Genomic DNA, 24,522 nt, shown 5'->3' on the forward strand with positions numbered 1-24,522 from the left:
AAGTCTAGCCCTGCTCGGGCGGTGCGGCCGGGACCTCGGTGCCGTCCGGGGCGCCGGGTGCACCCGTCACCCGCTCCACCGAGCCGCGGCGCAGCAGCCTGCCGTGCGGCTCACCGGACACGTCGACGTCGCGGCCGCCCAGGACGGTGCGCCGGACCACGCCGGACAGCGACCGGCCGGCGTAGGCGCTCACCTTGTTCTTGTGGTGCAACCGGTCCGGGTCCACGACGAAGGCGGCGTCGGGGGCGAAGACGGCGAGGTCGGCGTCGTAGCCGAGCGCGATCCGGCCCTTGGAACGCAGCCCGACCAGGTCGGCGGGCTTCGACGCCATCCACTGGACCACCTGCGCGAGCCCGATGCCGCGCCGGCGGGCCTCGCTCCACACCAGCGACAGCCCCAGCTGCAGCGACGACACCCCGCCCCAGGCGAGCCCGAAGTCCCCGGAGTCGAGCAGCTTCAGCTCGGCGGTGCTGGGCGAGTGGTCGGACACGATGCAGTCGATCGTCCCGTCGAGCAGGCCCTCCCACAGCAGCTCCCGGTTCGACGCCTCGCGGATCGGCGGGCAGCACTTGTGCGTGGTGGCGCCGTCGGGGATCTCCTCGGCGAACAGCGTGAGGTAGTGCGGGCAGGTCTCGGCGGTGATCCGGACGCCGTCGCGCCGCGCGGTCGCGATCATCGGGAGCGCGTCGGAGGAGGACACGTGCAGCACGTGCGCGCGCGCCCCGGTCCAGCGGGCCCGCTCGATGACCTCGGCGATCGCCAGGTTCTCCGCGCCGCGCGGACGCGAGCGCAGGAAGGTGTCGTACTTCGCGCCGTGCGGGGTGGGCGCCTTCTCGATGGCCCGGGAGTCCTCGGCGTGCACGATCATGACGGCGTCGAAGGTGGCGAGCTCGGCCATGTCGCGTTCCATCTCGTCGGCGTCGAGCGGCGGGAACTCGTCGACCCCGGAGTGCAGCAGGAAGCACTTGAACCCGAAGACGCCCTCGTCGTGCAGGCCGCGCAGGTCGCCGAGGTTGCCCGGCACCGCGCCGCCCCAGAATCCGACGTCGACGAACGCCTGGTGCTCGGCGACCTTGCGCTTCACCTCCAGCGCCGCGACGTCGACGGTCGGCGGGATCGAGTTCAGCGGCATGTCGACGATCGTGGTGACCCCGCCCGCCGCGGCGGCCCGGGTCGCCGAGGCGAAGCCCTCCCACTCGGTGCGGCCGGGCTCGTTGACGTGCACGTGGGTGTCGACGAGGCCGGGCAGCAGCACCTCGTCGTCGGCGAGGTCGATCACCCGGGCCCCGTCGAGGGCGTTGCCGAGCGGCTCGATGGCGACGATCCGCCCGCCGGTCACACCGATCTCGCGGGGCTGCTCGCCGGCGGTGGTCATGATCCGCTGCCCGCGGACCACGAGGTCGTAGCTGGTCATGACATCTCCAGGGGGAATCCGGTGATCTTCTTGGTACGGGGTGCCGCGTAGGTGCGGCTCGTCGAGGTGGTCAGGCCGAGCCGGACCAGCGACTCGGCGACGGTGACCGCGGCCTGCACCCCGTCGACGACGGGCACCCCGGTCTCCGCCCGCACCTTCGCGTCCAGCCCGGCCATGCCGCCGCAGCCGAGGCAGATCACCTCGGCATGGTCCTGCTCGACCGCGACCCGGGCCTGCTCGACGATCGCGGCGACCGCGCGATCCGGGTCCTGCTCGAGCTCCAGCACCGCGAGCCCGGAGGCCCGCACCGAGGCGCAGCGCCGGTCCAGCCCGGCGAGCAGCAGCCGGTCGGAGATGAGCGGCACGGTGCGGTCCAGGGTGGTCACCACCGAGTAGCGGTGGCCGAGGTACATCGCGGTGGTCGCGGCGGCCTCGGTGATGTCGACGACGGGCACGTCGAGCATCTCCTGCAGGCCCTCGCGGCCGTGCTCGCCGTAGCCGGCCTGGATCACCGCGTCGAACCGCTCGCCGGAGGCGGCGTAACGCGCGACGGCGTCGGCGACCCCGACCGCGGCCAGGTAGCTCTCCAGGTTGCCCTCGACCGATTCGGCGCCGAACCGGGGCGTCAGACCGACGATCTCGGTACCCGGTGCCGCGACGGCGCGGGCGGAGGCGGCGATGGCCTCGGTCACCGACCCGGTGGTGTTGACGTTGACGACGACGACGCGCATCAGTGCCCCCCGGCCGGTGCGACGGCCAGCGGCTCCCCGGAGACCGCGCGGTAGGTCCGTCCGCGCGGGGCGACGAGCACGGTCAGCAGCGCCGCGACCCCGGCGCCGAGGAACCAGCTGAACGGCGCGACCGGTTCCAGCGCGGGGACGAACCCGACGGCGACGGCGACCACCGCGGACGGCACGAACACCGCGACCGCGCGCCGGTTGACCCCGCCCCGGTAGTGGTAGGCGCCGGTGCTCGCCTCGGTGTAGAGCGCGGGGACGTCGATCCGGCCGCGCCGGACCAGCCAGTAGTCTGCCATCACGATCCCGAACAGCGGGCCGAGCAGCGCGCCGAGCACACCCAGGAAGTAGGTGATCACCACCGGAGAGTCGTACAGGTTCCAGGGCAGGATGATCAGCCCGATCAGCGCGCTCACCACCCCGGCCCGGCGGAAGTCGAGCACCCGCGGGAACAGGTTGGACAGGGCGTAGCAGGGGGCCACGAAGTTCGCCATCAGGTTGACCGCGATCGTCAGGATCAGCAGCGCCGCGGAGGCGACCAGCAGCAGCGGGGTGTTGGGGATGGTGTTGACGACGTCGGCCGGGCTGGAGATCACCTGGCCGCCGATCCGCAGCTGGCCGCCCGCCAGCACCACGACGACGACACCGAAGAACAGCGTGTTCGGCAGGATCCCCCAGAAGCTGCCACGCCGGACCGCGCCGGTGGACACCGCGCCGCGGGTGAAGTCGCAGAAGTTGAGGACGAAGGTGCCGTAGATCGCCGTCCACAGCGACGCCCCGGCGAGGATCTGCACCCACATCGCCCCGCCGGTCAGCGGCTCGGGCACCGACAGCGCGATGTCGCCACCGGTCTGCCACAGCACCCAGCCCGCGAGCACCGCGAGGGTCACCAGCACGATCGGGCCGGCGACGGCCTCGTAGCGGCGGATGCCGTCCATGCCGCGCAGCAGGATCGCCACCTGCACGACCCACAGGACGACGAAGCAGATCCAGCCCAGCACCGACAGCCCCAGGAACGACACCTGCTCCAGCGCACCGGCCGACGGCGCCACGGCCAGGACCATCACGACGAGCACCCGGGTGGCGAGGTAGGTCTGGATGCCGAACCAGGCGATCGCGACCGCGCCCCGCACCAGGGCCGGGAGCTGGGCACCGCGCACGCCGAAGGAGATCCGGCTCATCACCGGGAACGGCAGGCCCGTCCGGTAGCCCATGTACCCGGCGACGGTGAGCAGCACGAACAGCACCAGCGCACCGATGCCGAGCGAGACCAGGATCTGCCAGGCGCCGAGGCCGAGCGCGAACAGGCCGAGGGCGAAGCCGTAGTTGCCCAGGCTGTGCACGTCGACGGCCCACAGGGTGAAGATGTTGTAGGCCTTCCACGACCGTCCCTCGACGGTGGTCGGCGCGAGGTCGCGGTTGTAGAGCCGGGGGCTCGGTGCGTCGGCGCCGTCCTGCGTGACGGGCACGGCGGCCACCCGCTCACCGGTCGGGGCTGCTGCGGGTCGGTCGCTCGTTCCGGGTCCCGTCATCGGGGCCACCTCGGTTCCCACGTCGTGGCGCGTCCAACGTAACGCGCTGATTTCCGCGATGTGAAACGAATCTCTTACGTAGCGGAATCAAGCTATGGCGCCGGTCACGCAAGCGTCAAGGGGTCGCCGGCGACGACGATGCTTGACAGCCCCCTGACGCCGTGGTCCGATTCACACCGCACAACGGAATCACTTTTCCGCATTGCGGAATGATTGGAGGCTCCGGTGACTGCCCTCTTCTGTTCCGGTGACGCGATGCGCGGCGGCCGGCTCCACCACAACGTGTCCGCCCACCCGTTCCTGGGCGGGGTCCGGACCGCTCCGCACTACCGCATGTACTCGGTACGCGACCAGTTCCCGGCCCTGCTGGAGGACCCCTCCGGCGGCGTGCCGCTGGCCGGGGAGATCTACGACGTCCCGCTCTCGGCGATCCGCACCGACTTCCTGCCCGACGAGCCGCCGGAGCTCGAGCTCACCGTCATCGAGCTCGACGACGGCCGCGACGTCCTCGCCGTCGGGTTGCGGCCCGGTGTGCTGGAGCGCCAGCGCGACGAGCTCACCGACATCACCACCCACGGCGGGTGGCGGGCCTACCGGGGACTGCCCGAGCCCGCCTGAGGACCGAGGAGGCCCCTGAAGTGCGCTACACCGTCAACTGCTCCATCGTGTTCCCCGACCTGCCGCTGCTCGACCGGCCCGCGGCCGCCGCGGCGGCCGGCTTCGACGCCGTCGAGTTCTGGTGGCCGTTCGCGGACTCCGTGCCCGGCGACCACGAGGTCGACGCCTTCGTCACCGCCGTCGCCGACGCCGGCGTCACCCTCACCGGGCTCAACTTCACCGCGGGCGACATGCCCGCGGGCGAGCGCGGCATCCTGTCCGACCCGGACCGCGCGAGCGAGTTCGCCGACAACGTCGCCGTCGCCGTCGGCATCGGCGAGCGGCTCGGCACGCTCGGCTTCAACGCCCTCCACGGCAACCGGCGCGACGACCTGGACCCGCGCGTCCAGGACGAGACCGCCGTCCGCAGCCTCGCACTGGCCGCCGACGCGGCCGCCCGCATCGGCGCGGTCGCGCTGCTCGAACCGGTCAGCGGCGTCGACGCCTACCCCCTGAAGACCGCCGACGACGCCGTCGCCGTGCTCGACCGGGTCGGGTCGCCGCACCTGCGGCTGCTGCTCGACGTCTACCACCTCGCTGTGAACGGCGACGACCCCGCGGCCGCGATCGACCGCCACGCCGACCGGATCGGCCACGTCCAGATCGCCGACGCCCCCGGCCGCGGTGAACCCGGCACCGGGGACCTGCCGATCGCCGACCTGCTCGCCCGGGTCGTCGCCGTCGGCTACGACGGCCCGGTCAGCCTCGAGTACAAGCCCGTCACCGCCGACCCGTTCGGCTGGCTGACCAGGGAAGGAGCCTCCGCATGAGCGCCATCGCCTTCGTCGGCCTCGGGATCATGGGCGGCCCGATGGCCCGCCACCTCGTGAAGGCCGGGCACGACGTCGTCGGCCACAACCGGAGCCCGGAGAAGGCGGAGGCCCTCGCCGCCGACGGCGGCCGGGCCGCCACGACGGTCGCCGAGGCGGTGACCGGCGCCGACGTGGTCGCGCTGATGCTGCCCGACTCCCCCGACGTCGTCGACGTCTGCACCCGCGACGGCGGCGTGTTCGACACCGCGGAGCCGGGCACCCTGGTGGTCGACTTCTCCACGATCCGCCCCGACGTCGCCCGTGACCTCGCCGCCCGTGCGGCCGAGCGCGGCCTGCGGATGCTCGACGCCCCGGTCTCCGGCGGCCAGGCGGGCGCCGAGAACGCCGCCCTGTCGATCATGGTCGGCGGGGAGGAGGCCGACGTGGCCGCCGCCCGCCCGCTGCTCGACGTCGTCGGGAGCACCGTCGTGCACGTCGGCCCGTCCGGGGCCGGGCAGACCGTCAAGGCCGCGAACCAGCTGATCGTCGCCGGGAACATCGCCCTGCTCGCCGAGGCGATCGAGTTCCTGCGCGCGCACGGCGCCGACCTCGACGCCGCCGTCCGTGTGCTCGGCGGCGGGCTCGCCGGCTCGAAGGTCCTCGACCAGAAAGCCCCGAAGATGCTGGCCGGGGACTACGCCTCCGGCTTCCGGATCGACCTGCACCACAAGGACATGGGCATCGTCGCCGACTCCGCCCGCGAGGCCGGGGTGGTCGCCCCGGTGGCCGCGCTCGTCGCCCAGCTCGTCGCCGCCACCCGGGCCGCCGGAGACGGCGGCCTCGACCACTCCGCCCTGCACCGCACCGTCCGCCGCCTGAACGGGGAGTCGTCATGACCCGGATGACCGCGGCCGAGGCCGCCGTCCGCATCCTGGAGGCCGAGGGCGCCACGCAGGCGTTCGGCGTGCCGGGTGCGGCGATCAACCCCTTCTACGCCGCGATGCGCGCCCGCGGCACGATCGGCCACGTCCTGGCCCGCCACGTCGAGGGCGCCTCGCACATGGCCGAGGGCTTCACCCGCGCGCGCCCGGGGAACATCGGCGTCTGCATCGGCACCTCCGGCCCGGCGGGCACCGACATGGTGACCGGGCTGTACTCGGCGTCGGCGGACTCGATCCCGATCCTGGCGATCACCGGGCAGGCGCCGGTCGCGCGGCTGCACAAGGAGGACTTCCAGGCCGTCGACATCGCGGCCATCGCGGCACCGGTCACCAAGATGGCGATGACCGTGCGCGAGGCCGCGCAGGTGCCGGGCGCGTTCGCCCAGGCGTTCCACCTCATGCGGTCCGGCCGGCCCGGTCCCGTGCTGATCGACCTGCCGATCGACGTGCAGCAGACCGTCATCGACTTCGACCCCGACACCTACGCCCCGCTGCCGGTGCACCGCCCCGCGATGACCGGCCCGCAGGCGTCGCGGGTGCTGGACCTGCTCGCCGAGGGCGAACGGCCGCTGATCGTCGCGGGCGGCGGCATCGTCAACGCCGATGCCGCCACCGAGCTCGTCGAGCTGGCCGAGATCCTCGGCGTCCCCGTCGTGCCGACCCTGATGGGCTGGGGCACGATCCCCGACGACCACCCGCTCGCCGCGGGGATGGTCGGGCTGCAGACCGCGCACCGCTACGGCAACGCCACCTTCCTGGCCTCCGACGTCGTCGTCGGGATCGGGAACCGCTGGGCCAACCGGCACACCGGTGGGCTGGACACCTACCGGCGCGGGCGCCGGTTCGTGCACGTCGACATCGAGCCCACCCAGATCGGGCGGGTGTTCGCCCCCGACTACGGCGTGGTCTCCGACGCCGGGGCCGCGCTGCGCGTCCTGCTGGCCGAGGCCCGCCGCCGCCGCGACGCCGGGACGCTGCCGGACCGCAGCGCGTGGGCGGAGTCGTGCCGCGAGCGGAAGGCGACGCTGCTGCGGCGCACCGACTTCGGCTGCGTCCCCATCAAGCCGCAGCGGGTGTACCAGGAGATGAACCGGGTCTTCGGCCCGGAGACCCGCTACGTGACGACGATCGGGCTGTCCCAGATCGCGGCCGGCCAGTTCCTGCACGTCTACCGGCCCCGGCACTGGGTCAACTGCGGTCAGGCCGGACCGCTCGGCTGGACCATCCCGGCCGCGCTGGGCGCCGTCGTCGCCGACCCGTCGACCCCGGTCGTCGCGCTCTCGGGCGACTACGACTTCCAGTTCATGCTGGAGGAGCTCGCGGTCGGCGCCCAGTTCGGACTGCCCTATGTGCACGTCGTGGTCAACAACTCCTACCTGGGGCTGATCCGGCAGGCGCAGCGCGCGTTCGACATGGACTTCCAGGTCTCCCTGGCCTTCGACAACATGCACGCCGACGAGGAGCTGACCGGGCTGCCCAAGGGCTACGGCGTCGACCACGTCCGCGTCGCGGAGGGGCTGGGCTGCGTGGGGCTGCGGGTCACCGAGCCCGACGAGATCGCCACGACCCTGCGCCGGGCGTCGCAGCTGGCCTCGGAGCACAAGGTGCCCGTCGTGGTCGAGGTGGTGCTGGAGCGGGTCACGAACATCGCGATGGGCACCGAGATCGACGCCGTCACCGAGTTCGAGGACCTCGCCGAGACCCCCGCCGACGCCCCGACCGCGCTGGCCCACCGCCGGTGAGCGCGATCCTGCTGGCCCCGGACAAGTTCAAGGGCTCGCTGGACGCCGCCGCCGTCACCGACGCGCTCGCGGCCGGGATCGCCGACGTCGACCCGGGCCGTCCGGTGCGCCGCTGCCCGGTCGCCGACGGCGGCGAGGGCACCGTCGCCGCGGCTCTCGCCGCCGGGTGGGAGCCGGTCACGACCGCCACGACCGGCCCCACCGGGGCTCCGCTGACGGCCGTCTGGGCCCGCGACGGCGTGTCCGCGCTGGTGGAGCTGGCCTCGACGGCCGGGCTCGCGGTCCTGCCCGGCGGGGAGCGCGCCCCGGGCGGCGCGGGCACCGAGGGGCTCGGCACCGTGCTCGCCGCGGTGCTCGACGCCGGGTGCACCGACGTCGTCGTCGGGCTCGGGGGCAGTGCCACCACCGACGGCGGCGCCGGGCTGCTGCGCGGGCTCGGCGCCCGGGTCCTGGACGCCGGTGGCGCCGAGGTCGGGCGGGGCGGCGCGGCGCTGGCCCGGGCCGACCGGCTCGACCTGGCCGGGCTGCACCCACGGCTGCGGGACCCGGCCGTGCGGGTCCGGCTCGCCGCCGACGTCGACAACCCGCTGCTCGGCCCGCACGGCGCCGCGGCCGTCTACGGCCCGCAGAAGGGCGCCGACGCCGCCGGGGTCGCCGCGCTCGACGACGCGCTGGCCCGCTGGGTGCAGGTGCTCGCCGCCGCCACCGGCACCGACGCCGACGCGCTCGCCGCGGCGCGCGGCGCCGGTGCCGCGGGCGGGGCGGGGCTCGCGCTGACCGCGGTCTGCGGGGCGCGCGTCGCACCCGGTGTCGGTACGGTCCTGGAGCTGACCGGCTTCGGCGACGAGCTGGCCGGCGCCGGTCTCGTCGTCACCGGGGAGGGCAGGCTGGACGCCCAGACCCTGCACGGCAAGGCCCCGGCCGGGGTCGCCGCCGCCGCCCGCGCGGCCGGGACCCCGGTCGTCGCCGTCGCCGGGCAGGTGACCCTCGGCCCGGCCGCACTGCGGGCCGCGGGTTTCCTCGCGACCTACGCGCTCACCGACACCGCCCTCGACCACCGCGACGCGGTCGACCGCGCCGCCGAGCTGCTGCGTCTGCTCGGCGCCCGGATCGCCACCGACCACCCGTCCCCCACCCGCCCGATGATCAGGAGCAGACCGTGACCGACCCCTCGCTCATCGACCTCGCCTCCCGCGCGCTCGGCGGCTCGGTCGTCGCCGCGAACGACGAGTTCTTCGCCCAGCGCGAGAACCTCATCACCGCCGCCCCGCCCCGCTTCGACCCCGACGAGTTCGGTCTGAAGGGCAAGGTCTACGACGGCTGGGAGACCCGGCGCCGCCGCGAGCCCGGCCACGACTGGGCCCTGGTCCGCCTGGGCGCGCCGGGCGTGGTGGACCACGTCGTCGTCGACACCTCCTGGTTCAAGGGCAACTACCCGCCGGAGATCGCCGTCGAGGCGACCGCCGTCGACGGCCACCCCTCCCCCGACGAGCTGGAGAAGGCGCCCTGGCACGAGATCGTGCCGCGCTCGGCGTGCGCCGGGCACACCGCCAACGTCTATCCGGTGACCGACATCCGCCGGGCCACCCACCTGCGGCTGATCATGCACCCGGACGGCGGGATCGCCCGGTTCCGGGTGCTCGGCCGGGTGCTGCCCGACCCGCGGTTCCTCGAGGGCACCGTGGACCTGCTCGCGGCGGAGAACGGCGGGCACGTCACCGGCTGCTCCGACGAGTTCTACTCCTCCCCCGGCAACCTGCTGCTGCCCGGGAAGGCACGGCACATGGGCGAGGGCTGGGAGAACGCGCGGCGCCGCGACGGCGGCAACGACTGGGTCGAGTTCGCGCTCGCCGCGGGCGGGGTCCCGCGGCACGTGGAGGTCGACACGACCTGGTTCGTCGGGAACGCACCGGGCTGGGTCTCGATCAGCACCCGCGACGAGCGCACCGGCGGGTCGTGGACGGTGCTGCGCGACCGCGAGCGGGTGCAGCCCGACACCCGGCACCGTTTCCTGCTGCCCGGCGCCGCACCGGCCACCCACCTGCGTCTGGACGTGTTCCCCGACGGCGGGCTGTCCCGGCTGCGGTGCTGGGGCGAGCTGGACGAGGACGGCGCGGCCGCCGTGCGCCGCGCCCTCGACGCGGCGGGCTGACGGCCCGGGGCCGGTCGGGGTCAGGTACCGGCGGAGACCGGCCTGCCACCCGTGCGGTCGTCGCCGGCCCGGCGCGGCCCGGGCACGGTCCCGGTTCCACCGGCGGTGTCGGCACGGGCCGCGGTCAGCGTCCGGACGGCGACCTCGGCGGAGGGGAAGGCACTGCAGCGCTGCAGGACCTGGCGGGCGCGCAGCGGCAGCAGCTCCGCCCGGCCGCCGCATCCGGCCAGGTGCAGCCGCACGCCGTCGGCACGCGAGCGGGCGACGACCGCACCGAGCCGCTCGGTGGCGGGACCGTCGAAGGCGTTGACCCCGGAGAGGTCGACGACGACGTGTCCCGGGGTCCGGCCGCACCGCGCCTGCGCGTCGAGCATCCGCGCCAGCGCCTCCACTCCCGCACGGTCCAGCCGCCCGGACACCCGGACCAGCCGCACCCCCGGTCCCGCCGTCTCGACCGCCAGTCCGATCGCCGTCTGCCCCGCCACGTCCGCCTCCTCGCCGCGCCGGGCCCGCCCGGGCCCGGACACCCGCGGCCTTCCCGGTGCTCCGGGGTCTACACGCACACGGACGGCTTGATCGATACCGTCGCCCGGTTCGGGGAAACCGGACCAATCCGGCCGTTCCGCGTGATATACATCACCTCGCGTGAGCCGCCGGCCTCCCACCGGCACGCACCCGCCTCGTCGCGGGCCACGCACCCCGAGGACCCACCACCCGTCGCTGGGGAGCGGACGGGTGGTCGCCCCGGCCGGGGCCGGCGGATTCGGGACCGCCGACCCCGGCCGACTCGGCCCCCACCCACCACCGTCCGGGGCGGTCGCACGGCCCCGTCGGAGGTCAGGCCCGGCGATGCCCCGGCGCGGGTGCGGGCCTGCCGTGGGCACGCGGCACGCGCGGCGGGACACCGGCCCGCTCGGCGGGGTGCAGCCGGTCCGCGCCGATCGCGGGTCGGACCGGCACCGGGCGCAGCCGGCCACGCGCCGCGGCCGTGAGCACCTCCACGACGGCCTCGAACGACGGGTACCGCCCGTCGGGCAGCGGGAGGAGCTGCTGGCGGACCACACCGCTCACCCCCCACGCCTCGGCCTCGGCGAGGACCTGCCAGCGGTGGGCGGGCCAGCGCAGACCGGCCAGCACGCGTCCGAGGTTCTCGCGCAGCCGCTCCAGGTCACCCGATGACACCGGCAGCGGGTCGACCGGCGACAACGCGGTCCGGGCGGCGGGCACCGGCGCGGGGACCGGGCGCAGGGCGCGTCCCGGCACGGGGGGTGCGCTCACGCGGCCCACCCCGTCTCCAGCTCGGGCTGCTGCGCCCCGCTGCACGCCGGGTCACCGTCGAGGTGCCGGTAGGAGAAGGCGGGCCTCTCCAGCGGGGTCGCGGGGTCGGAGTGCCGGAAGATCCGACAGACCGAGCCGTCCGCGACCGACGACCAGCATCGTTCGCAGATGCGGAGCCGGGGAGTGTTCTGCTGCACGATCCACCGCCTGGGGCGATTCCGGGACCCTGCCCGCCCGCCCCGTTCCGGTCGACGTCCGCAGGTCGGCAAGGTCATCTGCACCGAGTGTGGTGTACGACATATCGACGCGCCACTCCTGGGCGTGTACTGGAGTCCGCTCCGCGGAGCCGACGTTTGCGGCACGGGGCGTCCGGGAACTGTTCAGTCCCCCTCCGCGCGGTAGCGCTGCTCCAGCTCACGGACCTCCCCGATCCCGGCGAGCTCGGCGAACGCGTCGAGGCCGCCGAGCCGGTCGATCAGCGACGCCGGGGTGCCCTCGGCCCGCAGCCGCTCCAGCAGCTCCCGCATCCCGGCCGTCGCCGCGAGCAGGGTGCCCACGGGGAACAGGACCAGGGCGAACCCGAGCTCGGCGAGCCGGTCGCGCGACAGCGGCGGGGTGCGGCCGCCCTCGGCCCAGTTGAACACCAGCCGGTGCCCGGCCAGCGCGGTCGCGACGGTCTCGATGTCGCGCTCGGACGTCGGCGCCTCCACGAACAGCAGGTCGGCGCCGGCGTCGGCGAACCGGCGGGCCCGGTCGATCGCCGCGTCCAGCCCGTCGACGGCGGCGGCGTCGGTCCGCGCGATCACCAGCAGGTCCGGGTCGGTGCGGGCGTCGACGGCGGCCCGCACCTTCGCGGCCATCTCCGCGGCGGGCACCACCTGCTTGCCCGCGAGGTGCCCGCACCGCTTGGGCATGACCTGGTCCTCCAGGTGCAGCGCGGCGACCCCGGCCCGTTCGTAGTCGCGGACGGTGCGGATGACGTTGAGCGGGTTGCCGTAACCGGTGTCCGCGTCGGCGATCAGCGGGAGGTCGACGGCGTCGGCCAGCCTGCCGGCGTGCGCGGCCATCTCCGCACCCCCGAGCAGGCCGACGTCGGGCCGGCCGAGCAGCCCGGCCGTCGTCCCGAACCCGGTCATGTAGACGACGTCGAACCCGGCCTGCTCGACCAGCCGCGCGGACAGCGCGTCGTAGGCGCCGGGGGCGAGCACCGGGGTGCCGGCGTCGAGCAGGGCACGCAGGCGCGCCCGGCGGTTCCCGGGTCGGCTGAGGAGGTCGGCCACGGCGGGGTCCCTTCGTCGAGCTGGATTGTGTACACGCATCGCCCACTCTGCCTGTCATCCGGACGTAACAACAGGTGGAGCCTTGTGCGTGACCGGCGGCACTCGTAGGTTGCATACAGCCCGACGCCGGAGGTGACGATGGTCGACACGACTCCCCGGCGCGCCTCCGAGCGCGCCCAGGCCGCGCTGCGCGAGGAGATCCTCACCGGCGCGCTGGCCGCGGGTGCCCACCTGGGCGAGGTCGAGCTCGCCGACCGCCTCGGGGTGTCGCGCACCCCGGTCCGCGAGGCGCTGTCCCGGCTGGCCGCTGAGGGGCTGGTCGAGCTGCACCCGCACCGCGGTGCGCGGGTCGCCACGTTCTCCGAGGCCGACCTCGACGACATCTTCGGGGTCCGCACCGCGCTGGAGCCGCGGGCCACGGCGCTGGCCGCCGCCCGCGCGACCGCCGCCGACCTCGACGAGCTCGACGACCTCGCCGGGCGCATGCTCGCCGTCGGCGGCCCCGGCCCCGGGCAGGACCTCGACGCCCTGGTCGCCCTGAACCGGCGGTTCCACGCCCGGCTGCTCGAGATCGCCGACACCCCCGCGCTCGCCTCCGCGCTCGCCGGCGTGGTGCACGCACCGGTCGTGCTGCGCACCTTCCACACCTACGATGCGGCGTCGCTGGCCCGCAGCCTCGCCCATCACGCCGAGATCGTCGCCGCACTGCGCGCCGGGGACGGCGGCTGGGCCTCCGCGGTGATGGTCAGCCACATCGCCAACGCCCGCGCCGTGATGACCGGGGACCGCCGGTGACCGGGGCCGGGTCGGGACCGCACGGTGCGCCGTTCTCGGGCCGGGTCGGCTGGGGCGCGGCACCGGCCGTCGTCGTGGTGGACCTCGTGGCCGCCTACACCGAGCCGGACGGGCCCTTCTTCCTCGGGGACGCCGCGACCGCGGAGCGCGTCACCGGCGGCTGCGACGCCGTGGTCGCCGCGGCCCGCGCGGGCGGGCACCCGGTCGTCTGGACCGTCGTGCGCTACGCCGCCGACCTCGCCGACGCGGGGTTCTTCGCCGCGAAGGTCCCCGCCCTGTCCTGCTTCGCCGAGGGCGCCCCCGGGGACTGGGGCCGGCTCGTCCTCGACCCGGCGCCGGGCGAGACGCTGCTGGCCAAGCAGCACGCGTCCGCCTTCGCCGGGACCTCGCTCGCCGCGACGCTGCGGGCCCGCGGGGTCGACACCATCGTCGTCACGGGGGTGTCGACGTCGGGCTGCGTCCGCGCCACCGCCACCGACGCGCTCGCCGCCGGGTTCCGCCCGGTCGTCGTCGCCGACGCCTGCGCCGACCGCGACGCCGGCGTCCACGCCCGCAACCTCGCCGACCTCGACGCCAAGTACGCCGACGTCGCCGACCTGCCCAGCACCGTCACACAGCTGTCCACCCCGGAGGTCTGAGTGCACTACGGCGTCTTCATCCCGAACGCGACCAACGGCTACATCCTGTCCACCGGCAGCCCGCAGTACCGGCCGAGCTTCGCCCACAACGTGGCGATCACCCAGGAGGCCGAGCGCCAGGGCCTCGACTTCGTGCTCTCGATGATGAAGCACCGCGGGTCGGGCGGGCCGAGCGACTTCTGGGGCGAGTGCCTGGAGTCCTTCACCCTGTTCGGCGGGCTCGCCGCGGTGACCGAGCGGATCGGGCTCTACCCGTCGGTGACCACGCTGGCCACCCACCCGATCATGGCCGCCCGGATGGTCGCGACGATCGACGAGATCTCCGGCGGACGCTGCGGGCTCAACATCGTGACCGGCTGGAACAAGCCCGAGTACACGCAGATGGGGCTGTGGCCCGGCGACGAGTACTTCGAACGTCGCTACGCCTACGCCGCCGAGTACGTCCGGGCGCTGCGGGCACTGTGGAGCGAGGGGACCGCGACCTTCTCCGGCGAGTTCTTCTCCTTCGACGACGCCGACATGCGCCCCAAGCCGCTGCACACCCCGACGATCGTCTGCGCGGGCCAGTCGCCGGCGGGCCAGGCGTTCACCGCCGAGCACGGCGACCGGAACTTCATCATGGCCGAGCGCTCCAAGGTCGGGGACATCGCCGCCGGGGTGCGCCGGCTCGGCGACGAGGCGGGCCGCGACGTCGGCACCTACGCGCTGTACTGCATCATCGCCGAGGAGACCGACGACGAGGCCGACCGGCTGTGCGCGCACATCGTCGAGAACGCCGACCTCGAGGCCATCAGCTACATGACCACCGGGGCGTCGCTGGACACCAACCAGGACGGCACCTCGGCCCAGCTGCTGGCGTCCCTGGAGCGTCCCGCGTCGGAGGGGAACATGGCGTTCCTGTCCCTGCCGGTGGTGAAGGGCTCCTACGAGCGGGTCGCGGCCCAGCTCGACGAGATCGCCGCGACCACCGGCATCGACGGGGCGCTGCTCACCTGGCCCGACTTCGTCGACGGCGTCACCAAGTTCGGCGAGCGTGTGAAGCCGCTGCTGCGGGAGGCCGCCCAGCCCGCCACGACCTGAGGAGACCCCACTCACGGTGAGTGAGGGGGGTTGTCCCCACTGTCCGTTCTGGTGCGAGCCGGAACCATCGGGGGGTGTGACCGACACCCGGCCCGCGCCGCGCTCCGACTTCTCCGACCGGCTCCGGCATCCCGTTCCGCACCTGTTCGTCTACGCGTTCGCGATCGTCCCGGCGATCGCGCTCGTCGCCGCGGTCCCGCTCGCGTGGGGCTGGGGCCTGACCTGGCTCGACGCCGGCCTCGCACTCGCCCTGTACGTCGTGTCCATGCTGGGGGTGACCGTCGGTTTCCACCGCTACTTCACCCACGGCTCGTTCACCGCGAACCGGCCCCTGAGGATCGCGCTCGCCGTCGCGGGCAGCCTCGCCGTCCAGGGGCCGGTCCGGCACTGGGTGGCCGACCACCGCCGTCACCACGCCTACGCCGACGCCGAGGGCGACCCGCACTCGCCGTGGCGCTACGGCACCTCCCCCGCCGCGCTGGTCCGCGGCTTCTGGCACGCCCACATGGGCTGGATCTTCGACCGGTCGCTGACCGACCAGCGCCGCTTCGCCCCGGACCTGCTCGCCGACCCCGACATCGACCGGGTCCACCGCGGTTTCACCGTCCTGACGATCCTGTCCGTGTTCGGGCCCGGCGTCGTCGGCGGCCTGGTGACCTGGTCCTGGTGGGGCGCGTTCACCGCGTTCTTCTGGGCCGGGCTGGTCCGGGTCGCGGTGTCGCACCACGTCGCGTGGTCGACCAACTCGATCTGCCACCTCGTCGGTGAGCGGCCGTACCGGGCCCGGGACCGCTCCACCAACGTCTGGCTGCTCGCCGTCCCCAGCATGGGCGAGTCCTGGCACAACCTGCACCACGCCGACCCCACCTCGGCCCGGCACGGCGTCGGCCGCGGCGAGATCGACATCTCGGCCGGCACGATCCGGCTGTTCGAGAAGCTCGGGTGGGCGTGGAACGTCCGCTGGCCGACCGAGAAGCGGCTGGCGAAGCTGGCCGCCCGGCCGGACGAGCCCGCCGCCGCCTGAACCGGCCCGGGTGTCCCGCTCAGCGGGGTCCCGGGACGGCGGGCACGACGTGCACGGCACCCCGCGACCGCACGCGGCACCGGTCGCCGGGGTGCGGCACCCGGTCCGTCCCGGCCCGCACCCGCAGCAGGGTGCCCCGGTCCGGGACCCGCCCGTCGAGCAGCACGGTGACGAGCACGGCGTCGCCGACGAAGTCGACGGAGCCGACCCGGCCGGGCGCGCCGGGACCGTCGGCGCCGCCCAGCTCCAGTTCCTCGGGGCGCAGCACCGCCACCAGCGGCGCCACCGGCACGTCCGCGGTGCGGCAGGGTGCGGCGCCCAGCGCGGTCGTGACCGTGCCGGCCTCCACCCGGGCGGGCAGCAGCACCGCGTCGCCGACGAACCCGGCGACCCGGGCCGAGGCGGGGGCGGCGTAGAGCTCGCGCGGCGGTGCGGTCTGCTCCAGGCGGCCGTCGTGCAGGACGGCGACGCGGTCGCTGACCGCCAGCGCCTCCCGCCGGTCGTGGGTGATGAGCACCCCGGTGGCGTCCGCGGCCCGCAGCGCCGCGACGACCTCCCCGCGGACCTGCTCGCGCAGCCCGGCGTCGAGGGCGGAGAACGGCTCGTCGAGCAGCACCACCCGGGGGTCCGGCGCGAGCGCCCGGGCCAGGGCGACCCGGCGGCGCTCCCCACCGGACAGGGCGTGTGGCAGCCGGTCGGCCTCGGCGGTCAGGCCGACCAGCGCCAGCAGCTCCGCGACGCGCCCGCGCGCGGCGGCGGCCGGGCGCCGGCCGGGCCCGCGACGCAGCCCGAACCCGACGTTGCCGGCCACGGTCAGGTGCGCGAACAGCGCCCCCTCCTGCGGGACGAGCCCGACCCGGCGCCGCTCCGGCGCGACGGCGGTGACGTCCTCGCCGTCGAGGTGCACCGTCCCGGCCGTGGGCCGGTGCAGCCCGGCGACCACCCGCAGCAGCGTCGTCTTCCCGCTGCCCGACGCGCCGAGCACCGACACCAGCTCACCCGGAGCGACGTCGAGGTCGATCCCGTGCAGCACCGGGTCCCGGCCGTAGCCCGCCCGCAGCCCGCGCACCGACAACCCGGTCCTCATCGCTCTCCTCCCGGCACGCCCGCGGTGGCCCGGACCAGCAGCGCCGCGGGGACGCACGCCAGCAGCAGCAGCGCCAGCGCCGCGGGGGCGGCCGCGCCGAAGGCCCCGAGCGAGGTCTGCGACCACAACCGGGTGGCCAGGGTGTCGATCCCGGTCGGGCGCAGCATGAGCGTCGCCGGGAGCTCCTTCATCGCCGTCACCGCCACGAGCAGCCCGCCGGCGGCCACACCGGGCGCGGCCTGCGGCGCCGTCACCGACCACCAGGTCGACCACGGCGTCCGGCCGAGGGTGCGAGCGACCTCCTCGGCCTCGACCGGCACCCGCTCGACCGCCGTGCGGGTCGCACCGAGCGCCTTGGGCAGGAACAGGATCGCGTATCCGAACACCAACACCGCCGCGGTCTGGTAGAGCGCCGGGACCAGCACGAGGGACAGGAACACCAGAGCCAGCCCGACGACGACCCCCGGCAGCCCCTGCCCGAGGTAGGCCACCGACTCGGTCGCGGCGACCGCGCGGGACCGGTACCGGGCCGCGAGCACCCCGACCGGCAGCGCCATCGCCACCGCCAGCAGCGCGGCCGCACCGGACAGCAGGAGCGTCCACCCGGCCGCGACGGCCAGCCGCGGCAGGTCGGCGTCCACCCCGCCGGCGGCGACGACCCGGCCGACCAGCACCGCGGGCGGCCCGACCAGCGTCACCGCCGCGACCGCGCCCAGACCGGCGACGACCGCGGCGCCGGCGGCCGGGCGCAGCCGCACCGGCACGGCCGCGGTCGGCGCGGTGCCCGCCCGGGCCCCGGTGAAGCGGCGCCGGGCGGCCCGCTCGGCCGCGACCAGGCCGAGCGTCGCGGCGGCCAGGACCAGCGCGGTCACCGCCGCGCCGGTCCGGTCGACGGTCCCCTCGTAGGCGGCCTGCACCGCCCAGGTGAACGACTCGTAGCGCAGCAGCGCGGGCGCCCCGAAGTCGGCGAGGGTGTACAGCGCCGCGAGCAGCGTCCCGGCCAGCGCGGCGGGCAGCGCCTGCGGGAGCGTGACCCGGCAGAACGCGCTCACCGGGCCGAGGCCGAGGGTGCGGGCGGCGTCCTCCGGCCCGGTGTCGGCGGCGCGCAGGGCGGCGGCCGCGGGCAGCGTCACGTACGGCGTGCAGGCCAGCACCAGCACGACGGCCAGCGGGCCGAGACCGCGGGCCTCGGGCCGGACCGCGAGCACCGCGAACGCGAGCAGGTAGGACGGCACGGCCAGCGGCAGCGCGGCCAGGACCCACCACAGCCCGGGTCGGGGCAGCCGCACGCGGACCAGCGCCGTCGCCGTCGCGAGGCCCAGCAGCAGGGAGCCGGCGCCGACGACGGCGACCAGCACCGCCGAGTTCAGCGCCAGGGTGAGCGTCCGTTCGCGCGCGAGCAGCGCGGCGACCCGCCCGGGGTCGGCACCCGCGACCCGGACGACGAGCCACACCAGGGGCAGCGCGGCGCACGCGGCGACGACCACCGCCGCGCCCAGCAGGGCACGGGGTGGTCGTCGCCGGCGCCGCACCGGGGCCGGCGGGCCGGCCGGCGCGGTGCGGGGCGGGGACCGGCGCAGCAGCACGGTCAGAGCAGCCCGACCTGGGTCATGAGCTGCGTCGTGCCGTCGAGGTCCTCCAGGTCGGCCAGGTCGAGCCGCGGCGCCCGCAGGTCGGCCAGCGCGGGCATGCCGGCGGGCCCGGCGACGCCCGCCACCAGCGGGTACTCGCCGGTCTCGCGGGCGAAGTACTCCTGGGCCTGCGGCGACACCAGGAAGCGGAGCAGCTCCCGCGCCTCGGTGGACTCCGCGGCCCCGGCGAGGATCCCGGCGCCGGTGACGTTCACCAGCGCGCTCGCGGTGCCGGGCGCGCCGAACTTCAGCGCGGTGTTCGCGGGCGGGGTCTCGGCGGCGGCCACGTAGTAGTGGTTGATGAGCCCGACGTCGACGACGCCGCTGTCCACGGCCTCCAGGATCGCGGTGTTGCGCGGGAAGACCTGCACCTCGTTGGCGCGCAGTCCCTCCAGGAACGCGCGGGCGGCGTCGTCGCCCTCCTGGACGCGCAGCGCGGTGACGAAGGCCTGGAACGAGGCGTTGGTCGGGGCGATGCCGACCCGGCCGCGCCAGCGCGGGTCGGTGAGCTCGGTGACGTCGGCGGGGACCTCGGCCTCGGGCACCCGGATGTTGTAGGCCGCGACCCGGACCCGGCCGGTCAGCCCGGTCCAGGTGCCGTCGGTGGCGGTGTAGGGCGCGGTGACCACGCCGCGCACCTCCTCGGGCAGCGGCGCGAACGCGCCCGCCCCGGCCAGCGCGCCCAGCGCGCCGGCGTCCTGGGAGAGGAACACCTGGGCGGGTGTCGCGCCGCCCTCCTCGGCGAGCTGCGCGGCGAGCTCGGTGGTCGAGCCGTAGCGGGTGTCGACCGTGATCCCCGACTGCTGCTCGAACTGCGCCAGCAGCGGGCCGACCAGGTCCTCCTCCCGCCCCGAGTACAGGGTCAGGGTGCGCGGCCCGTCGCCCGCCGCCGGGGCCGGGTCGGCCGGGGCGCCGCCGCAGCCGGCCACGAGCAGGGTGGCGGCGAGGACGGCGCCGGTGAGCACGCCGCGCCGGGTCGGTCGGGTCGTCGATGGGGTCACGTGGTCCTCCGAGGTGCATGGGGGATCCGCCCGGTTCGCCGGGTCGGTCCCTTTTCGAGCGAGGGGAGGCTAACCTCTGGCGAGGACGTCCTGATCTCCCGAGAATTGAGGGGGTGCGCGCAGGTGCTGCGGGTGCTGCTGGTCGACGACCACCGGTCGTACACCGACCTGCTCGCGCTCGGCCTCGCCGTCCACGGTGACGCGGAGGTCGTCGGCGTCGCGCACGACGCGGCGGCCGCCCGGGCCGCACTGGCCGGCGCGGACCCCCGGCGGGCGCCACAGGTCGTGGTCCTCGACGTGCGCCTGCCCGGGGGCGGCCTGACCCTGCTCGGCGACGTCCACGCCGCCGGGGCCCGCGCCCTGGTGCTCACCGCGCACCCGCGGCCCGGTCCGGCCCGCGAGGCCCTCGAGGCGGGCGCGGCCGGGTTCCTGGGCAAGCAGACCCCGCTGGCGGGGATCGTCGCCGCCGTGCGGACGGTCGCCGCGGGCGGCACCGCGCACCCGCCCGCCGCCGCGTCCGAACCGACCGGGGCGACCCTGCCGCGGCTGACCCCACGCGAGCTCGACGTGCTGCGTGGGCTGGCCGGGGGCCGCGACGTCACCCGGATCGCTGCGGCGCACCGGCTGTCGCCGCACACCGTGCGCGACCACGTCCGCGCGCTGCTCGGCAAGCTCGGCGCCCGCTCGCAGCTGGAGGCCGTCGTCGCCGCCGAGCGGCTCGGGCTCGTAGCCCTGGACCCCGGGGGCGAGCCGGTCCCGCGGGCCGCCGGGCAGCCCGTGCCGTGAGCGCACCCGGTACCGCAGGCCCGGACGTCGTCGCCGGTCCGGACCGGCGGCTGCTGGCCCGCACCCTGGCGCGGCACGCGGTCGTCACCGCCGCCGCGGTCGCGCTGGTGTGCGCGCTGGTCGCCGCCGGGGTCTGGTGGCTGGCCCACGCCGAGGCCGAGCGGCGCGCCGAGGAGGTGTCGCGACGGGTGGCGACGGCCGTCGTCGTCGGCCTGGCCGACCGCGACCTCGCCACCGCCGGGCCCGACGGCCGCGAACGACTGCTGGCCGACCTCGCGCCGTTCCGGGCGACCGGGATGGTCAGCCGGGTCAAGGTGTGGTTGGTGGAGGGCCCGACGGCGCGGCTGGTGTTCTCCGACGAGGCCCGCATCGAGGGTCTGACCCGCCGGTTCGATCCCGTCCTCGCCGCCCGGCTCGACGGCGGCGCCGCGGTGGTGCTCCCCGTCCCCGACGACGGCGAGCACCGCTACGAGCGCGGTGGCGGGCTCCGCGAGGTCTTCCTCGGCTTCACCGACGGTGCCGGGCGCCCGGCCCGGTTGGAGGTCTACGTCCCGGTCGACGTCGACGGGGCCACCGCACACGCCGTCGGGCTGCTGCTGCCGCCCGCGGTGGCCGGGATGCTGCTCGTCGCGGCCGCGGTCCTGCCGCTGTCGGTGGCGCTGGCGCGGCGTCGCGAGCGCGAGCGGACCGAGCGCCGCGACGCCGCCCTGTACGGGCTGGCCGCCGGCGAGCTCGCCCGCCGCGACCTGGCCCGCCGCCTGCACGACGACGTGCTGCCGACCCTGGCGGGCGCCGGGCTGATGCTCGACCTCGCCCCGGCCCGGCCCGAGCTGCTGGACCGGGCCCGGGCCACGGTCGGCGACGGCGTCGTCCGGATCCGGTCGGTGCTCGACGCCCTGCACCCGGCCGACGTCGACGCCGCCGGTCTGCCCGCCGCGCTGGCCGCGCTCGCCGCCGGCGGCGACCCGCCCGCGGCAGTCGTCACGACCGGGGACCCCGCCGGGACCCTCGACGACCGCGGCGCGGTCCTGCTGCACCGCGTCGCCTCGGAGCTGCTGCGCAACGCCCGCGCGCACGCCCGTGCCCGCACCGTCGAGGTCGGCCTGCACGTCGCGGCCGCCCGGGCCCGGCTCACCGTGACCGACGACGGCACCGGTTTCGACCCCGGCCGCGGCCCGGCACCCGGCCACATCGGGCTGCTGCTCGTCCGCCGCGCGGTGGCCGACGCCGGCGGGACCCTGGAGGTCCGCAGCGCGCCGGACCGGGGCAGCACCGTCACCGTCGTGCTCCCCCGCCGCGGCTGAGCCGGCCGCCGCATCGGTGCACGGTGTGCGCCGACGCACGTTCGGCAAAGTTGCACAGGCTGCATCTTTGGGCCAGACTCGTTGCGTGACGTCAACTACCCGCCCCGTGCGCACCCCCGAGGAGGCCGCGGCCCACCGCCGCGACGTACTGCTCCCCCTGACCGGCCTGCTGATGGCGCTGTTCGTCGGCGTGCTGTCCAGCACGATCGTGTCGAACGCGCTGCCCCGGATCCTGGGCGACCTCGGCGGGACCCAGGCCGAGTACACGTGGGTGGTCTCGGCGTCACTGCTGGCGATGACGGCCTCGACCCCGATCTGGGGCAAGCTCGCCGACCTCTACTCCAAGAAGCTGCTGGTCCAGGCCGCGATCGGGATCTTCCTGATCGGCTCGCTGCTCTGCGGGCTGGCGGTCTCCACGGGGCAGCTCATCGGCTTCCGGGTCCTGCAGGGCCTCGGCATGGGCGGGCTGCAGGCGCTGACCCAGGTCGTGATCGCGGCGATCATCACCCCGCGCGAGCGCGGCCGCTACATGGGCTACCTCTCGGGGATCATGTCGATCGCCGTCGTCGGCGGTCCGCTGCTCGGCGGCATCATCGTCGACTCGCCGCTGGGCTGGCGCTGGTGCTTCTTCGTCGGCGTCCCGCTGGCCGCACTCTCACTGCTCGTGCTGCAGCGCACCCTGAACGTGCCCACCCCCGTCCGCGCCGACGGCGAGCGCCCCAGCATCGACTACCTGGGCGCCACCCTCATCGCCGCCGCGGTGTCGGCGCTGCTGCTGTGGACCTCGCTGGCCGGCAAGCAGTTCGGCTGGGCCTCACCGACCTCGTTCGGCCTGATCGGCGCCGGCCTGGTGCTGCTGGTGGGCGCGATCGTCGTCGAGCGACGGGCCAAGGACCCGGTCGTGCCGCCGTTCCTGTTCCGCGACCGCACCGTCGTGCTCGCCACCGTCGCGAGCCTGTTCGTCGGCGTCGCGATGTTCGGCTCCACCATCTTCCTGTCCCAGTACTTCCAGCTCGCCCGGGGCGCCAGTGCCACCGAGGCCGGGCTGCTCACCCTGCCGATGATCGTCGGCATGTTCGGCGCGTCGAACGTGGCCGGCCAGCTGATCACCCGCACCGGCGTCTGGAAGCGCTACCTCGTCGGCGGCGCGGTCTCGCTGACCGCGGGTCTGTCGCTCGGGGCGGCGGTCATCTCCTCCACCGCGCCGTACTGGCTGGTCGCGGTCGCGATGGCACTGGTCGGCATCGGCGTCGGCACCACGCAGCAGAACCTGGTGCTCGCCGTGCAGAACACCGTCGCGCTGCGGCACATGGGCGCCGCGAGCTCCACGGTGACGTTCTTCCGCTCGCTCGGCGGCTCGGCCGGCGTCGCGGGGCTGGGCGCGCTGCTCGCCTCCGTGGTCGGGTCCCGGACCGCGGCCGGGCTGGCCGACGCCGGTGTCGACGGCGGGGCGGCCGTCGGCGGCGGGCAGGTGCCGCACCTGGCCGACCTGCCCGAGCCGGTCCGCTCGATCGTCATGGAGTCCTACGGCCACGCCACCTCGATGATCTTCCTGGTGGCCGCGCCGCTGGCCTTCCTGGCCCTGCTGGCGATCCTGGCCCTGCGCGAGGTCCCGCTGCGCGACACCCTCGACATCGAGAAGCCCGCCGACCCCGCGGCCGGTGCCCCGGCCACCACCCCGGCCCCGCCGACCGGTCCGGTGCTGCACGGGTTCGTGCGGGCCGACGGCGCCCCGGCGGGCGGCGCCGTGCTGACCGTCCTCGACGTCACCGGCGACGAGGTCGGCCGCACCCGGGCCGACGCCGACGGGCACTACCGCATCTGCGTCGCCACCGGCATCGTGTCCACCGTGTACCGCTGGGAGGGCCGTCCCGCCGCGCGCCGGGTGACCGTCGGCGCGGGCGGGCTCCGACTCGACGTCGACCTGTCGGACGGCACGCGCACCGCCGGCACGACACGCACCACCGACGGGCATCCGGGCCGGCACGAGCTCGTCTCGGTCATCGAGGCGCCCGAGCGCGAGCGGACGGGGGCCGACCGTGGCTGAGCAGGCCGCCCCCGGGCGTCGCGAGCGCAAGAAGGCCGCCACCCGGGCCGCGCTCGCCGGCGCCGCGCTGCGGCTGTGCAGCACGCACGGCCCGGACGCGGTGACCGTCGAGCAGATCGCCGACGCCGCCGACGTCGCGCCCCGCACCTTCTTCAACTACTTCACCTCGAAGGAGGAGGCGGTCGTCGCGGGCAACGCGTCGTCGGCGGACACCCTGCTGACCGCGTTCGCCGCCCGACCCGACGACGAGCCGGTCACCGAGTCGCTGCGGCACGCGCTGCGCGCCGTGGTCACCGACCCCGGCTATCTCGACCGGGTGCAGGCGCTGCGGGCGCTGCGGGGGCACCCGACGATCGTCGCGCACCAGATGGCCGCGTTCGCCGCCCAGGAGCGGGCGCTGGCCGACGCCGTCGTCGCCCGGACCGGGTCCGACCCGGCCCGCGACCTCTACCCGACCCTGGCCGCGGCCGCCGCGGTGACCGGGCTGCGCGTCGCGGTGCAGCACTGGCTGGGCGACCACGGCACGGACCCTCGCTCGCCGTCGCTGACCCAGCTGGTGGACGAGGCCATGGCCGTGTTCGACGCCGGCCTGCGCGCCCTGGCGGGGGCCCCGGCCTGACCCGGCGGGCGGCCGGGAGAGGATC

At 75.6% G+C, this 24,522-nt stretch carries 24 protein-coding genes; 14 read left to right on the forward strand and 10 right to left on the reverse strand.

The features are described 5' to 3' along the window. Positions 1 to 4: 4 nt before the first annotated feature. From allB to DMP15_RS17105, 3 genes are read right to left on the reverse strand one after another with little or no spacing between them, the layout of a single operon-like run. Positions 5 to 1,414, reverse strand: a complete 1,410-nt coding sequence (gene allB / locus DMP15_RS17095; RefSeq protein ID WP_237454206.1) for an allantoinase AllB — start codon at positions 1,412 to 1,414, stop codon at positions 5 to 7. Further along, entirely contained in the window at positions 1,411 to 2,145 is a 735-nt protein-coding gene (locus DMP15_RS17100) for an aspartate/glutamate racemase family protein (RefSeq protein WP_073575041.1), read from the reverse strand. The genes allB and DMP15_RS17100 overlap by 4 nt, the downstream gene beginning before the upstream one ends. Then, complete coding sequence (locus DMP15_RS17105) at positions 2,145 to 3,620, reverse strand: NCS1 family nucleobase:cation symporter-1 (RefSeq protein ID WP_253068132.1); 1,476 nt, start codon at positions 3,618 to 3,620, stop codon at positions 2,145 to 2,147. Before DMP15_RS17105 ends, DMP15_RS17100 begins: the two co-directional genes overlap by 1 nt. Positions 3,621 to 3,908: 288 nt before the next feature. On the opposite strand from DMP15_RS17105, the gene DMP15_RS17110 reads away from it, so the two are divergent. Genes DMP15_RS17110 through alc form a run of 6 tightly spaced genes read left to right on the forward strand, consistent with a single transcriptional unit; the run spans position 3,909 to position 9,927 of the window. Beyond that, positions 3,909 to 4,301 (forward strand): allophanate hydrolase-related protein, encoded by a 393-nt coding sequence (locus DMP15_RS17110; RefSeq protein WP_062394669.1) that lies wholly within the window; start codon positions 3,909 to 3,911, stop codon positions 4,299 to 4,301. A 20-nt stretch (positions 4,302 to 4,321) separates the two neighbouring features. Then, positions 4,322 to 5,110: a hydroxypyruvate isomerase family protein gene (locus DMP15_RS17115; protein WP_073575043.1), complete on the forward strand. Its 789-nt coding sequence runs from the start codon at positions 4,322 to 4,324 to the stop codon at positions 5,108 to 5,110. Next, positions 5,107 to 5,988, forward strand: coding sequence for an NAD(P)-dependent oxidoreductase (locus DMP15_RS17120; protein ID WP_073575044.1), 882 nt, complete (start codon positions 5,107 to 5,109; stop codon positions 5,986 to 5,988). Before DMP15_RS17115 ends, DMP15_RS17120 begins: the two co-directional genes overlap by 4 nt. Beyond that, positions 5,985 to 7,775, forward strand: a complete 1,791-nt coding sequence (gene gcl, locus DMP15_RS17125) for a glyoxylate carboligase (protein WP_073575045.1) — start codon at positions 5,985 to 5,987, stop codon at positions 7,773 to 7,775. Before DMP15_RS17120 ends, gcl begins: the two co-directional genes overlap by 4 nt. Next, complete coding sequence (locus DMP15_RS17130; RefSeq protein ID WP_337826158.1) at positions 7,772 to 8,938, forward strand: glycerate kinase; 1,167 nt, start codon at positions 7,772 to 7,774, stop codon at positions 8,936 to 8,938. The genes gcl and DMP15_RS17130 overlap by 4 nt, the downstream gene beginning before the upstream one ends. Further along, positions 8,935 to 9,927 carry an allantoicase gene (gene alc / locus DMP15_RS17135; RefSeq protein ID WP_073575047.1) on the forward strand — a complete coding sequence of 331 codons (993 nt, stop codon included), beginning with the start codon at positions 8,935 to 8,937 and terminating at the stop codon, positions 9,925 to 9,927. The genes DMP15_RS17130 and alc overlap by 4 nt, the downstream gene beginning before the upstream one ends. Before the next feature lie 20 nt (positions 9,928 to 9,947). Here the strand turns inward: alc and DMP15_RS17140 are convergent, their stop codons facing one another. The 4 genes from DMP15_RS17140 to DMP15_RS17155 all read right to left on the reverse strand — a co-directional run bounded on the left by DMP15_RS17140 (position 9,948) and on the right by DMP15_RS17155 (position 12,485). After that, positions 9,948 to 10,412: a sodium-independent anion transporter gene (locus DMP15_RS17140; protein ID WP_167379054.1), complete on the reverse strand. Its 465-nt coding sequence runs from the start codon at positions 10,410 to 10,412 to the stop codon at positions 9,948 to 9,950. A gap of 352 nt (positions 10,413 to 10,764) precedes the next feature. Next, positions 10,765 to 11,205, reverse strand: a complete 441-nt coding sequence (locus DMP15_RS17145) for a DUF2795 domain-containing protein (RefSeq protein WP_167379055.1) — start codon at positions 11,203 to 11,205, stop codon at positions 10,765 to 10,767. After that, positions 11,202 to 11,402 carry a hypothetical protein gene (locus DMP15_RS17150; RefSeq protein ID WP_062394657.1) on the reverse strand — a complete coding sequence of 67 codons (201 nt, stop codon included), beginning with the start codon at positions 11,400 to 11,402 and terminating at the stop codon, positions 11,202 to 11,204. The genes DMP15_RS17145 and DMP15_RS17150 overlap by 4 nt, the downstream gene beginning before the upstream one ends. Positions 11,403 to 11,585: 183 nt before the next feature. After that, on the reverse strand, positions 11,586 to 12,485 hold the full coding sequence (locus DMP15_RS17155) for an isocitrate lyase/PEP mutase family protein (RefSeq protein ID WP_073575050.1): 900 nt from the start codon (positions 12,483 to 12,485) through the stop codon (positions 11,586 to 11,588). Positions 12,486 to 12,623: 138 nt separating this feature from the next. Between DMP15_RS17155 and DMP15_RS17160 the strand changes: the two genes are divergently transcribed. From DMP15_RS17160 to DMP15_RS17175, 4 genes are all read left to right on the forward strand, one after another. After that, positions 12,624 to 13,280: a GntR family transcriptional regulator gene (locus DMP15_RS17160; protein ID WP_062402948.1), complete on the forward strand. Its 657-nt coding sequence runs from the start codon at positions 12,624 to 12,626 to the stop codon at positions 13,278 to 13,280. Next, on the forward strand, positions 13,277 to 13,918 hold the full coding sequence (locus DMP15_RS17165; protein WP_073575051.1) for an isochorismatase family protein: 642 nt from the start codon (positions 13,277 to 13,279) through the stop codon (positions 13,916 to 13,918). Before DMP15_RS17160 ends, DMP15_RS17165 begins: the two co-directional genes overlap by 4 nt. Then, positions 13,919 to 14,998 carry an LLM class flavin-dependent oxidoreductase gene (locus tag DMP15_RS17170; RefSeq protein ID WP_337826159.1) on the forward strand — a complete coding sequence of 360 codons (1,080 nt, stop codon included), beginning with the start codon at positions 13,919 to 13,921 and terminating at the stop codon, positions 14,996 to 14,998. Between the two features lie 76 nt (positions 14,999 to 15,074). After that, positions 15,075 to 16,022: an acyl-CoA desaturase gene (locus tag DMP15_RS17175; RefSeq protein ID WP_435827739.1), complete on the forward strand. Its 948-nt coding sequence runs from the start codon at positions 15,075 to 15,077 to the stop codon at positions 16,020 to 16,022. 19 nt (positions 16,023 to 16,041) lie between these two features. On the opposite strand, the gene DMP15_RS17180 is transcribed toward DMP15_RS17175, so the two are convergent. The 3 genes from DMP15_RS17180 to DMP15_RS17190 are packed head-to-tail and all read right to left on the reverse strand — an operon-like array spanning position 16,042 to position 19,741. After that, entirely contained in the window at positions 16,042 to 17,109 is a 1,068-nt protein-coding gene (locus DMP15_RS17180) for an ABC transporter ATP-binding protein (RefSeq protein ID WP_337826160.1), read from the reverse strand. Then, a complete protein-coding gene (locus DMP15_RS17185; protein ID WP_337826161.1) occupies positions 17,106 to 18,695 on the reverse strand; it encodes an ABC transporter permease in 1,590 nt (529 codons plus the stop codon). The genes DMP15_RS17180 and DMP15_RS17185 overlap by 4 nt, the downstream gene beginning before the upstream one ends. Before the next feature lie 2 nt (positions 18,696 to 18,697). Further along, positions 18,698 to 19,741, reverse strand: coding sequence for an extracellular solute-binding protein (locus DMP15_RS17190; RefSeq protein ID WP_073575054.1), 1,044 nt, complete (start codon positions 19,739 to 19,741; stop codon positions 18,698 to 18,700). A 123-nt stretch (positions 19,742 to 19,864) separates the two neighbouring features. Between DMP15_RS17190 and DMP15_RS17195 the strand changes: the two genes are divergently transcribed. From DMP15_RS17195 to DMP15_RS17210, 4 genes are all read left to right on the forward strand, one after another. Then, complete coding sequence (locus tag DMP15_RS17195; RefSeq protein ID WP_167379056.1) at positions 19,865 to 20,527, forward strand: response regulator transcription factor; 663 nt, start codon at positions 19,865 to 19,867, stop codon at positions 20,525 to 20,527. After that, positions 20,524 to 21,831 (forward strand): sensor histidine kinase, encoded by a 1,308-nt coding sequence (locus DMP15_RS17200; protein WP_337826162.1) that lies wholly within the window; start codon positions 20,524 to 20,526, stop codon positions 21,829 to 21,831. The genes DMP15_RS17195 and DMP15_RS17200 overlap by 4 nt, the downstream gene beginning before the upstream one ends. An 85-nt stretch (positions 21,832 to 21,916) precedes the next feature. Then, positions 21,917 to 23,878: an MFS transporter gene (locus tag DMP15_RS17205; protein WP_337826163.1), complete on the forward strand. Its 1,962-nt coding sequence runs from the start codon at positions 21,917 to 21,919 to the stop codon at positions 23,876 to 23,878. Then, positions 23,871 to 24,497, forward strand: coding sequence for a TetR/AcrR family transcriptional regulator (locus DMP15_RS17210; protein ID WP_073575057.1), 627 nt, complete (start codon positions 23,871 to 23,873; stop codon positions 24,495 to 24,497). The genes DMP15_RS17205 and DMP15_RS17210 overlap by 8 nt, the downstream gene beginning before the upstream one ends. The last annotated feature ends 25 nt before the right edge of the window (positions 24,498 to 24,522 follow it).

Source organism: Pseudonocardia sp. UM4_GMWB1 (assembly GCF_017312155.1).
Taxonomy (GTDB): domain Bacteria; phylum Actinomycetota; class Actinomycetes; order Mycobacteriales; family Pseudonocardiaceae; genus Pseudonocardia; species Pseudonocardia alni.